The sequence below is a fragment of the Wenyingzhuangia sp. IMCC45574 genome (genome assembly GCF_054182685.1).
Genome location: NZ_CM135169.1, coordinates 889,784 through 901,791 on the forward strand (window position 1 = coordinate 889,784; position 12,008 = coordinate 901,791).

General features: G+C 33.2%; 10 protein-coding genes. 4 read left to right on the forward strand and 6 right to left on the reverse strand.

Annotated features, from left to right (window positions below):
• Positions 1-27: 27 nt before the first annotated feature.
• Both ACXHHC_RS03925 and ACXHHC_RS03930 read right to left on the reverse strand, forming a co-directional pair.
• A complete protein-coding gene (locus ACXHHC_RS03925) occupies positions 28-603 on the reverse strand; it encodes a hypothetical protein (protein WP_458228351.1) in 576 nt (191 codons plus the stop codon).
• A gap of 165 nt (positions 604-768) precedes the next feature.
• Entirely contained in the window at positions 769-2,916 is a 2,148-nt protein-coding gene (locus ACXHHC_RS03930) for a choice-of-anchor J domain-containing protein (RefSeq protein WP_458228352.1), read from the reverse strand.
• 274 nt (positions 2,917-3,190) lie between these two features.
• On the opposite strand from ACXHHC_RS03930, the gene ACXHHC_RS03935 reads away from it, so the two are divergent.
• From ACXHHC_RS03935 to ACXHHC_RS03950, 4 genes are all read left to right on the forward strand, one after another.
• Positions 3,191-6,256, forward strand: coding sequence for a right-handed parallel beta-helix repeat-containing protein (locus ACXHHC_RS03935; RefSeq protein ID WP_458228353.1), 3,066 nt, complete (start codon positions 3,191-3,193; stop codon positions 6,254-6,256).
• Between the two features lie 123 nt (positions 6,257-6,379).
• A complete protein-coding gene (locus ACXHHC_RS03940; RefSeq protein ID WP_458228354.1) occupies positions 6,380-7,120 on the forward strand; it encodes a tetratricopeptide repeat protein in 741 nt (246 codons plus the stop codon).
• Positions 7,121-7,129: 9 nt separating this feature from the next.
• Positions 7,130-8,023, forward strand: coding sequence for a zinc-dependent peptidase (locus ACXHHC_RS03945; protein WP_458228355.1), 894 nt, complete (start codon positions 7,130-7,132; stop codon positions 8,021-8,023).
• Between the two features lie 11 nt (positions 8,024-8,034).
• Positions 8,035-8,709, forward strand: a complete 675-nt coding sequence (locus ACXHHC_RS03950) for a class I SAM-dependent methyltransferase (RefSeq protein ID WP_458228356.1) — start codon at positions 8,035-8,037, stop codon at positions 8,707-8,709.
• A 134-nt stretch (positions 8,710-8,843) separates the two neighbouring features.
• Here the strand turns inward: ACXHHC_RS03950 and ACXHHC_RS03955 are convergent, their stop codons facing one another.
• From ACXHHC_RS03955 to ACXHHC_RS03970, 4 genes are all read right to left on the reverse strand, one after another.
• Positions 8,844-10,619 carry an ABC transporter ATP-binding protein gene (locus tag ACXHHC_RS03955; RefSeq protein ID WP_458228357.1) on the reverse strand — a complete coding sequence of 592 codons (1,776 nt, stop codon included), beginning with the start codon at positions 10,617-10,619 and terminating at the stop codon, positions 8,844-8,846.
• Between the two features lie 65 nt (positions 10,620-10,684).
• Positions 10,685-10,921 carry a hypothetical protein gene (locus ACXHHC_RS03960; protein WP_458228358.1) on the reverse strand — a complete coding sequence of 79 codons (237 nt, stop codon included), beginning with the start codon at positions 10,919-10,921 and terminating at the stop codon, positions 10,685-10,687.
• 5 nt (positions 10,922-10,926) lie between these two features.
• A complete protein-coding gene (locus ACXHHC_RS03965) occupies positions 10,927-11,340 on the reverse strand; it encodes a hypothetical protein (protein ID WP_458228359.1) in 414 nt (137 codons plus the stop codon).
• Positions 11,341-11,347: 7 nt separating this feature from the next.
• Entirely contained in the window at positions 11,348-11,881 is a 534-nt protein-coding gene (locus tag ACXHHC_RS03970; protein WP_458228360.1) for an RNA polymerase sigma factor, read from the reverse strand.
• Positions 11,882-12,008: the final 127 nt, after the last annotated feature.

Sequence of the window (12,008 nt, forward strand, 5' to 3'; positions counted from 1 at the left end):
TTTTAGCTATTGTTTTACGTTGGTTTTTCACGGTAATAACCAAAATTTCCAGCCTCCCCAATGTTTTCGATAATGTACTCTAAAAGTTTTAAATTCAGAGACAGTGGGTAACTCATTTTGTTTGGCAAATAAATTATATTCTTCCATTGAATTATAAAAAACAATTTCATCTTTCGATAAATCCCAAGAGAAAAAAGGTTTTGGTCTATCTACAGGACTTACCTCACTTTTACCAACCAAATATTTTTTTGACATCTCAAAACCATGAACATACATAGAGCCATATTGGTAATTTTTAGGGTTAATTGAAGTAGTAGTCCCATTAATTTCATTTACTTCTTTAAAATACCCTATCGGTATTCTTGCACCATCTCCTAAGCCATGATCTCCGCTGTAAGTAAACATGTAGATAAAAAGAAGAAATGATATGATAAGTCCTGAAAACCACCATATTTCTTTTTTCATTTTCGTTCTTTGAGAAAAATAACTTTGAGGGAATATTTTACCTAATAATAGAAATATTATAAGAGTTAAAGTAGCATAAAAACATCCTAAAATAGAGATTTTTATTATTTCAAATACAAAATGTAATGATGCTTCCATTATTCTTCATTTTCAACTTGTATTTCCATCTATATAAGAGTTTTACACAAATTTAAGCATTTTAGAATTTAATTCATCTAGCTATAATCCTTTTTAGTACAAAATCATCCAACAAAAAAACCGTTCCTTTTTAAGAACGGTTCTTTGCAATAATTAAGACAACAATTATTCTACTATAATTCTTCTAACGGTAGCAAAACCGTCTACATCTATCATCTTCACAAAGTAGAGTCCTTGTAGGTTTTTGTTGGGTACTATTACCCCAGATTGTGTAAATATTTGGAGCTTTACAATTCTTGTAGACATTTGAATTTGGTTGTTTATTATCTTTAAGTCTTCATCGGGTGAAGTCACAGATTTTCTACAATCTTCATTAGTGGTAAACACACTGCTATCTTCTACATAACCTACCCACGTATTTTTACTAAAACCTACATCATCTACCACTACACAGCTTAGATTTGGGTTGCTACGAATGTTAAAATTGTTGTTGGTAATCAAACGATTTTGTGTATTCTTTACTTGTAATATTTCTAACGCATTGTTCGCTAACAACAAGCTATGTAACTTGGTATTTTTACTTAAATCTAAAGTCCCCATTAATTGGTTTGTAGATGCATTTAACGTTTCTAAATGAATTGCTTGGCTTAGTGCTAGAGTGGTAAGCTTATTGGTTTGTATATACAGTGTTTTTAATGCGTTTTGTTGTCCTATGCGCAAACTATCCAATTGATTTGTTTGTGCTTCTACGTAGCTTACACGAGTATTGGCTGTTAAATCTAAATTCGTTAACTGGTTTCCTTTAACACTTAGTGTTGTTAAGGCCTTGTTTCTGCTTATATCTATCGTTTTAAGGTTGTTTCCTCCTAAAAACAGTTCTTCCAACGCTACAAACTCAGCTATTCCAGTTACATCGGTTAAACCTACCCCAGACAAGCTTAAAGTGGTTTGTATAGGTACATCTCTACTGGCTACAATACTTCCGTTTGCTACACCGTCCAAATCCCAACCTTTAAAAACCATGTAGGCTTCTAAGGTAGAGAATTGGGTGGGGATGGGTGTTGGGGCGGGGTATCCTCCTTTGCATTGATCTCCAGGGTATGCATCTAAATTGTTATTACATAAGTTATAGGCTTCTAGTTGTGTGTAAGGAGTTAAATCTATGTACCCTGTTAAGTTATTATCGTTTAACTCTAATTCTTTTAGCTGTAACGAATTGGACAGATCTATGGTTTGTAAGGCGTTAAATCCAGCTATCAATTGTTTTAAATTATTATTTCTTGCCAATAACAAATGTTGTAGCGTACCATTCTCTTTTACTCCTACGTACTCTAAATTTCTATTGTACCTTAGGTCTAACGTTTCTATTTGGTTGTACATTAGTTCTAAAGACTTTAAATTAGGAGTACTGTCTAAGGCTATTTCTTTTAATTTGTTTCCTTTTAAATACAACTCTTCTAATTGAGTGTTTTTATGAACGTGCAACGATTTTAATTGATTGTATTCTAAGTTTACATACTTTAAGTTTTTGTTTTTAGACAGATCAACTATTTCTAAATGATTGTTTTTAGCGGTTAAACTTTCCAAAGCAGTAAAATGCTCTATTCCTTCTAAACTCTGTAAGTTTTCATTAGACAGGTCTAAACTTTTAATGTTAGCAACTTTAGCATTGGGTCCAAAAACACCATTGGGCCAATAATCATAACCTCTTGCTACCATAATTGCTTCAAACTTTGCATCTACGGCAGCATGGCTTTTCGTTTCGGTAGTTCTACCTCTAGTAGCAACCTCTACATTGTCTATCAACCATCTATCTCCACAGTTTTGAGTCATTACAAAAGCAATGTAAATAGGAGTATCTATATAAGCACTTAAATCTATTTCTTGCAACGCTAAAAAAGGAGTTAATACTTTTTCTCCTTGCTCATAAATAGTTGTAAAACTTGCTTTGTCTGTTTGCGAGCTGGTAGAAATACGAATACTCATTTTAGAACCAAAATCTCCCCAATCTGGATCTCCTTGATCAAATTTTAAGAAATGTTCTTCCAAATTAGGGGTTATTAAAGGAGTTACCAACCAATCTTCTGCATCGGTAGAAACTGTACAATCGTACATAATATATGCTACATTACTACCTGGAGTACCATATTTCCATATATTCCAATGCAATCCTGTACCTACACCATTATCAAAAACCGCCCATGTGTTTGGAATTCCAGCATCAAACTTCTCTTTAAAAACCTGAGCATTGGTCATTACCGAAAAAAAAGTTAACAGGACAATACAATAAATTCTATTTCTAACGTTTTTCATACTTAATGTTTTGTTACCTCTAAGACAGGAGATATATTAGCTACCCCCTCTTTTTTTTATAAAAAAATATATGGCTCGCAAATAGGCTTTACCTATTGTTAACGTAAAATTCTTTTTTAACCTCCTCTGATTCGTATTTTTAAGGTCTGATTTATTATATGCTATTACATACCTCAATACTATCGACAACTTAAAACAACTGATGAAAACACTTTAAAAGGGCATTAAGTGCTCTTTTACCTTTATCAATACATCTAATCTATACAAACGAAACATGAAAAAAAGATTCAACACCAATCTTAGAAAACTGTTTGTACTGGTTTTTATGACAACTAGTACCTTAATAACAGTAAACGCGCAAAATTGTAACTGTAATCATACTATCCCCCTAGGTACAACAGTCGTTAATGGTGATTTAAATAGCCTACAAAGCAACGAACTCTATTTACCTATTCAGTCAGGAGATACAGTATGTATACAAGCAGGTACTTATAGCAACCTAACACTTAAAAACATTAGTGGAAGCTCAACAAACAAAGTAATTTTTAAAAACTGTGGTGGTTTGGTAAGAATTGGATATCATCCTTATTTCCATTCTTTACATATACTAAACAGTAAGTTTTTTCAATTAACAGGAACTGGAGATGCAAATTATGAATTCGGAATCTTGATAGATGTAGACTCCCCTATCAGAACCGATGCTGCTCCTAGTGGATTGGCTATAGAATCTACTTCCTCAGATTACGAAGTAGATCATTTAGAAATTACCAATACTCCTTTTGCAGGTATTATTGCCAAAGCAGACCCGCTTTGTTATAAACCTGAAAACTGGAGAAGAAATTTCGTTGCTAAAAACTTATCCTTTCACGATTTAAACATTCACGATGTTGCGGCAGAAGGAATTTATGTTGGATATACGGGTAATCCTGTAACCTGTGATGGTGAAACCGTTTATCCTCATTTGATAGAAGGATTAAAAATTTACAATGTAACTACCAATAATACTGGTTGGGACGGTATACAAGTAAACAGAGTGAGTCAGGATTGTGAAATCTACGAAAACAAAATTACCAATTATGGATTAGAAAACGAGATTTTCCAAAATACGGGAATCCATTTAGGAATTGAATCAGTAGGGAAAATTTATAACAACCTAGTTGATACTGGTACAGGAATGGGAATAGAAATTAAGGGTATTGGAGATGTTTCTATATACAACAATATTGTTTTAAATACTGGGGCTGTAGGAATTTACGCAAACGACTCGGGAGCAAGTACTGGTAGAGGAAGTTATCGTTTTATGCATAATACGGTAATCAATACAAAAAGCTTTGGTATTAGAATGATCAATTTTAAGGATGGAGCTACCGATTACTTTTATAACAACATAATTCTAAACTCAGAAGAAACCTATTTTAATAGTAACAAAGACTATTTATACATTGCTAGGAACCAACAAATAGATAGTACTGCTAATCTAATGAATGTACCTCTTTCTACCATTCAATTTGTTGATACCATTCAAAAAGATTTTCGTTTAAGAGATAGCTCTCCTTTAAAAAACACAGGACATAACATTCAGAATTTTGCTATTCCTTTTGATTTTGAAGGAAAATCTAGAATTATAGAAGGAACAAGTGACATAGGTGCTTACGAGCACGAATTAATTATAAATCCTGCTTTACCTACCACTAATTTAACCACCAACCTTTGTGGTAACACATCTGTAGACATGAATGCTTTGGTATGGGCCAATGCTGTCCCAAATGCATCCTCATATCTATTCAACATAGAAAATGAAAATACTGGAGAAATTACAGCACTAAAAACCGATGTAAGATTCTTTAAGTTTAAAGATATAGCCAATGTCACCTATGGTACTAACTACAAAGTAAAAGTAGCTGCTATTGTTAACGGAATTGAGCAAACCAACTACGGAACAGTTTGTACTGTAACTACAGAAACTTTACCTATTACACAGTTAACTAGTACGTATTGTAATGCCACTAATTGGTCTCCAACACAAGAACTTTGGGCAGAAAGATTAGATGCAGTTTCTGCATATGAATACCATGTTACCAACAACACAACTAACGAAACATTTACGATTCAGACCACTTTAGACCATTTTAATTTGGCACAAAGTAATGCTACTATTTACTACAACTGTAGTTATGCTATTAAAGTTAGAGGAATTGATTTAGGAGGGAATCCAGGGCCTTGGGGGGCTACTTGTACAGTTACTTTAAAAGACTTGTCTTCTGTTGCTCAGTTAGCTAACACTAGTTGTGGAGCCTCAAAGGTTATTGATGAAACTCTTATCTGGATAAATGAAATTCCAGGAGTAGAAAAATTTGAGGTAACCGTTTCTAATACAGCTACCAATTATAATGAAACAATTACTATTTACGATCGTTTCTTTAAACCAAAGAATTTACCAAACCCTTTAGAAAGAGGAACAACTTACAATATTAGTGTAAAAGCCTTTACTCCTATTATAGACGCTACAGGTAATAGCTGTACTATAGAAACATTAGCCATTCCTACTACTCAAATTGCAAGTTGGCAATGTGGTAAAACCAATGTTGGTCACAACGATATTATTTGGGCAAACAATGTACCACAAGCGGAAGCATACCGTTTCTTAATTCAAAACAATTCCATTCCTTTTGAAACTACTTACGAAACTACTTCTAGATTCTTTAAAGTAAAAGATGTTGGTGGAATGTCTTACGGAACTACCTACGAGATTTCTGTTGGAACAGTAATAGGTACCAGTGTTGCTTATGGAGCACCATGTAACATTACAACTATAGACCATCCGTTAACAAACTTAACTTCTACGAGTTGTAATGCTACACAAGTTGGCTTGTCTCAAACCTTATTTGCTGAGAAAGTACCTATGGCAGAATCTTATGAATTTTTAGTAGAAAATACAGCTATAGGATATAGTTCTACCGTAGTAAGAACAAACGACAACTTTAGATTGGTTTGGCTGTCACAACCTATTACACAAGAAGGAGATTACCAAGTTTCTGTTAGAACTACTGTTGGAGGAGCAACTAGTAACTACGGAACTGTTTGTACAATTTCTGTTGAGGATGCTAGTTTAAGCAGTCAAACTCAAAATTTAGAGACAATAACCATTAATTTTGACAACAACGAAAATGTTATTATAGATACTCCTAAAGAACTATTACTATACAATAGTCTTGGACAATTGGTACTCTCTAAAAAAATAACTCAAAGTAAAGAATCCTTAAGGTTTGATTATCTACCTAAAGGACTGTATTATGGTATTATTAATGGTACCGAACCATTTAAAATTATAATCCCTTAACAACAAAAAGAAAGCTTCCTTTACCTAAGGGAGCTTTCTTTTAAATTAATTGATACTCCTATTTGTATAAACTGTTGCTATTTGTATTTTTAACCCAACAAATTGCTTTTACAACCCATTGTTATGTTTGGATATTACACACCTGTTTTACTGCTGCAAGCTTTCTGTTTATACAATGTATACACCAGAAAAGACGACCAAAAATGGTTCTTTATTATCTTTTTTGTGCCTATTTTAGGTTGTTTGTTTTATTTATATCAGACATTTTACAGCAGTAGAAACGTAAAATTTGTTGCCGAGGGAGTTAAAAGTACGCTGAATAGTAATTATAAAATAGATCAGTTAGAAAAGGATTTGTCTTTTTCTGATACCGTTGCGAATAGAATTACACTGGCAGAAGCATATATAGACAAAGGAGACTACACCAAAGCACATACGCTTTTAGAAGAATGTCTACATGGAATTCATAAAGACGACATACACCTGTTAATGACTCTGGTAAATGCGTATTATTTAAATGGTAATTACGACAAAGCTATTACCTATGGACAGCAAATTGTAAGCGAAACTGAATTTAAAAACTCTAAAGAAAAAGTAGCTTTAGCTTGGTCTTATCATTACAATGGTTCCCCTAAAAAAGCCACAGAGTTATTTGATGAAATGGACATGCGTTATTCTAATTACAATTTACGTTTGGAATATGCTAAATATTTAGAAACAAACGAAAACATAGATTTAGCTATAAAAAAGTTAGAAATTATGCTCAACGAAATTGATACTTTAAACAGCTACGAGAAAAAATTAAATAGAACTGTTTTTAGAGAAATAAGAAGCTATTACCAACAACTTGTTAAAAAGCAATAGCTAAAATAAATGAACTTATTTCTTTTTTTAATTCTAGCAGCAACTATTTATAGCATTGCTAATTACTATACCACACTACAAAAAAACAAATGGAAAACTCCACAAAGAGAGTTTCCTCCTATTTGGAGAGCCATTCTAAAAGAAGAAGTAAACTTTTACAACGCTCTTAATACAGAACAAAAAGAACTATTTGAATATAAGGTCCATGAGTTTCTATTAAACTGTAGGATTACCGGAATTAGAACAGATATAGAAGAAATAGACAGAGTTTTAATAGCCGCAAGTGCAGTAATTCCTATTTTCGGTTTTAAAGACTGGAAATACACCAACATTAAAGAAGTACTAGTGTATCCTACTAGTTTTAATCGTGAATTCCAAACCCAGGGAGCGGATAGAAATATTTTGGGAATGGTGGGCTATGGCTATATGGAAGGTCTCATGATTTTATCTAAAGAAGCCTTAAAACTAGGATTTGACAACGAAACAGATAAAAGAAATACAGCCATTCACGAATTTATTCATTTGATAGACAAATCGGATGGTAAGATAGACGGAATTCCCTCTGTATTGCTAGAAAAAGAATTCACCTTGCCTTGGATTGATTTGATTCAGAAAAAAATCGATGAGATTCACGAAGGAGAATCAGACATTAACCCTTATGGAGGAACCAATAGAGCTGAGTTCTTTTCCGTAGCAAGTGAATACTTTTTTGAACGTCCTAAATTGCTACAAAAAAAGCATCCAGAGCTCTACAAGCAATTGGAAAGTATCTTTCAGCAAAAAATGGTTTCTAAAAAATTAAAACAACATAGAAAAGAAATTGGTCGTAATGAAAAATGTCCTTGTGGCAGTGGTCTTAAATTTAAGCACTGCTGTGGTAAAGAGCATTACACTACCTCCTAAACAATACGACAATGGCAGAAGAATTCAACTCAGATAAATTATCTCCTAAAGAACTAGCAAAACACCTAAGACAACCCGATGGTGAAACTGGTAAAAAGGTGGGAGAACAGATGAATAAAGGAAATAAACACATTTGTTTAAACTCGTACAAAGTTTTAAACCCAACCCAAGAGAATCATATTTTGGAAATAGGAATGGGAAATGGTTTGTTTGTTGCGGACCTACTATCTATGGCAGACAACATTCAATATATAGGCGTGGATTTTTCTGCAACTATGGTACAAGAAGCTAGTAAAATTAACGAAGATTATATTGCTATTGGAAGTGTAAAATTTAAAGAAGCTTCTATAGAGAAACTACCTTTTAAAGATGCTACTTTTGATGCCATTACTACTACCAACACCTTGTATTTTTGGCCCAATCCAGCAAAAAACATACAAGAGTTGTTACGTGTATTAAAACCTACTGGTAAACTCTTAGTTGCGTACCGCTCTAAAGAATGTATGGATCAGTTAGAGCTTACCAATTACGGATTTGAAAAATACAAAACAGACCATGTAGAAGCTCTTTTTAAAAATGGTGGTTTTACCAATATCAGCACAAAAGTTATAACAGAACCCAAACTAGACTTTGACGGGAAAGAATTTGAAATGAAAGGGTTTTATACGGTTGGATATAAGTTGTAGATTATGAGAATTTAGCTGGTGTTCGAGCAGCTTGTACAGAGCAAAGTCGAAGTATCGAGAACAAAATAATAGTAGAATATTCACATCTCGACTCTGTTCAATTACACTGTTCTTAGAATCGTTCTAATATCTATTTAAATTTTCCCCTGATATGTATACAAGTCAAAATAACGACCTTCTTTGGCTATTAACTCGTCATGGTTACCTCGTTCTACAATATTCCCTTGTTCTATTACTAAAATCTGATCAGCTTTACGAATAGTACTCAAACGGTGTGCAATTACAACCGTTGTTCTATTGGCTGTTAACTCGTTTAAACTTTCTTGGATTAACTTTTCGCTTTCAGTATCCAAGTTCGATGTTGCTTCGTCTAGAATGATCATCTTAGGATCTGCTAAAATCGCTCTTGCAATAGCAATACGTTGTCTTTGACCTCCAGAAAGTTTCACCCCTCTTTCTCCAATTAAAGTATCTAAGCCTTTTTCAAAACGATCTGTAAACTCAGCTACATGAGCCGCTTTTACGGCTTGTTCCAATTCAGCCTCTGTAGCATTCGGTCTTGGGAATAAAATGTTTTCGCGAATGGTTCCTTCAAACAAAAACTCATCTTGTAACACCACTCCTAAATGCTTTCTAAAAGAACCTAATTTTACTTTGGTAATATCTTGCTCATCTATAGTTATAGTACCCGAAGAAGGATTTAAAAAAGTAGCAGACAACCCTGCAATGGTTGACTTTCCAGAACCTGAACTCCCAACCAAGGCAACTACAGAACCTGCCGTAGCTTTAAAGTTGATATTATGCAATACATTTTTATTTTCCTCGTAAGCAAAAGACACATTGTTAAATTCAATATCTCCTTTTAAATCTTTTAACTCAACTGTACGATTCTCATCGTCTTCCTCTGCCTGCATATTCATTAGCTCTTCTGTTCTATCCAAACCAGCCAAAGCCTCTGTTAACTGACTTCCAATATTACTCATCTGAATGATTGGAGCTACCAAGAAACCTAAAAACAGGTTAAATTGAATAAAATCTCCGGGAGTTAAAGGTTTTATTTCTTTCATCATTAAATAACCTCCTATTCCCATAATACCAGTAGAAGCAATCCCGAGTAAAAGAGTAGATGAACCTGTCATTAAAGCAGTAGCTGTTAAACTCTTTTTTACATTTTGGAATAGTAGATCAACACCCTTTTCAAACGTTTTATTTTCTTGTTCTTCAGCATTGAATGCTTTTATGACTCTAACACCAGCTAAAGTCTCAGTCAATCTACCTTTTACCTCTGCATTAATTTTAGTTCGTTTTTTAAAAATCGGGCGAATATATCCAAAAGCTTTTAATGCTATAATTCCAAAAATACTCACTGGAACTAATACAAAAAGAGTCATTTGCCAACTTATAAGAATCAACCATATCAAACAAACTACAGAAGTTATAGTACCACCTATCAATTGAACTAAACCAGTACCTATTAGATTTCTTACTCCTTCTACATCACTCATAATCCTAGAAACCAAAGCTCCTGACTTGTTATTATCAAAAAAGCTAATGGGTAAAGACAATACTTTTTTCTGTACTTGTGCTCGTAATTCAGATATTAAATATTGAGCCTGAACACTTAAAATTCTAGTTAATAGAAATGAGGTGATAGCTTGTAACGCAATAGCTCCCCCTACCATGTAAAGAATTTCATACAATAAATCATAATCTTTATTAGGAACTACATCATCTATTAAAACTTTAGATTTCCAAGGAAGAATAATACTTGCTAAACGACTAATAACAATCAATATCAAGCCTATAAAAACAAGTTTTCTTCTTGGCCAAATAATAGTTTTAAATGCAGTTACAATACTTACTTTATTTTTCTTTTTGTCCTCTTTATTAGTGGTTGCGTAAGACTTCATGTTGATTTCTTTCTTTAAGTGGCAAAGATAAGCCATCCTTAGCCAATTACAATTCCTTTAGACTCTTAGTAATCTAAGGGACTTATATCAAAACCCTCTGCTAAAAGCCTGCTTTGCACCTCTAGTTCTGTTAAACTTTCGTTGGCTTCTATTCGTAGTACACAGTCCACATCTAACAAATCTACAGACCAACAGTCTACAAAAGGATTGTTGTCCATTAGAGAACGAATACTTTCTACTTTTTCTTTAGTGTTGATATTGGTTTTAAATATCAACAATACTTGATTTACTGCTAACATCATTTTTTTTAGTTTTCTTTATCGTTATTTTTTGTTGAGTTATTTTTTCTTTCTAAGAATTCTTGGTAACGCTCTTCTCCTTCTTCATCCCAAAATTCATCGTAGTGTTTCCACTTAGAAAAATCGGTCTTGTCTTCTTCCTTTTCTTTACATTTCCATTTACGCTTTTTAGACGATTTTTTATCTCCACAACCACCAATACCTCCTAATAAAAATTTAGAGAGTGCAAACAATCCTACAGCTTGCCAAAAGGTCAACATTGGTAATCCAAAAATCATGGGCATTAACCAGTTCCATAACCACATAATTACATAGCCAAACAAAATAGCCAAACCTGTGATTAAAATTGCACCAAAAATAATTGCTCCTACAATTTCTAGTGGTGACTTTTTCCTTAGCTTATGTTTTAAAAAATTTGTCATACTATTTCTACTTTACGTTTTTTAATTCTATTTCTATATGCTTATACAAAATCCCTATAGCCCTGTGCCTTCTAGACATTAGGGTTCCTTGTGAAATCCCTGTTTGTTTTGAAATTTCCTGATACGAATAACCTTCAAAATCTACTGCTTTGATAATATCTCTGTACACAGGTTTTAACTCGGCCAAACATTTTTTAAGAACCGTTATTTTTTCTTCTGCAAAAGGATTTTCATCTGCATCCATTAATTCTTCGGACAATTTACTCCAACCATCCTCCATAGTAACTTCCGATGTTGATGAACCTCTCATAATATCTATAATCTTATTTCTAAGAGAACGATATACAAAACCAGCGACATTGTTTATGGGAGCATATCTATCGGCTCCAGCGAACAAATTCAAAGCAACATCCTGAATAATATCTTCAGCATCTCTGCTAGCAGTATCTCTAATTTTACTGCTTACAAAGGCTCTAAGGTTTTGGTATTCTTTACCAAAAAAGTCTTGAAGCTTTTTACTATTCTCTGTTTCTGATGGCATGAATCCTTTTTATTAAAGGTTCTTTATTCTAAAGACGGAACTTTTCCGAGATATTGCATTTTTTTTAATTTATTTTAAAATAAATTCTAGAGCAAAAATAAAGGCAATTATGACTGATGATGTCAGG

Bases quoted from the DNA above. Each gene is read 5' to 3' on its own strand.
- ACXHHC_RS03940 (WP_458228354.1), top strand. From the start codon at position 6,380: ATGTTTGGATATTACACACCTGTTTTACTGCTGCAAGCTTTCTGTTTA.
- ACXHHC_RS03930 (WP_458228352.1), bottom strand. From the start codon at position 2,916: ATGAAAAACGTTAGAAATAGAATTTATTGTATTGTCCTGTTAACTTTT.
- ACXHHC_RS03950 (WP_458228356.1), top strand. From the start codon at position 8,035: ATGGCAGAAGAATTCAACTCAGATAAATTATCTCCTAAAGAACTAGCA.
- ACXHHC_RS03970 (WP_458228360.1), bottom strand. From the start codon at position 11,881: ATGCCATCAGAAACAGAGAATAGTAAAAAGCTTCAAGACTTTTTTGGT.
- ACXHHC_RS03925 (WP_458228351.1), bottom strand. From the start codon at position 603: ATGGAAGCATCATTACATTTTGTATTTGAAATAATAAAAATCTCTATT.
- ACXHHC_RS03945 (WP_458228355.1), top strand. From the start codon at position 7,130: ATGAACTTATTTCTTTTTTTAATTCTAGCAGCAACTATTTATAGCATT.
- ACXHHC_RS03955 (WP_458228357.1), bottom strand. From the start codon at position 10,619: ATGAAGTCTTACGCAACCACTAATAAAGAGGACAAAAAGAAAAATAAA.
- ACXHHC_RS03965 (WP_458228359.1), bottom strand. From the start codon at position 11,340: ATGACAAATTTTTTAAAACATAAGCTAAGGAAAAAGTCACCACTAGAA.
- ACXHHC_RS03935 (WP_458228353.1), top strand. From the start codon at position 3,191: ATGAAAAAAAGATTCAACACCAATCTTAGAAAACTGTTTGTACTGGTT.
- ACXHHC_RS03960 (WP_458228358.1), bottom strand. From the start codon at position 10,921: ATGATGTTAGCAGTAAATCAAGTATTGTTGATATTTAAAACCAATATC.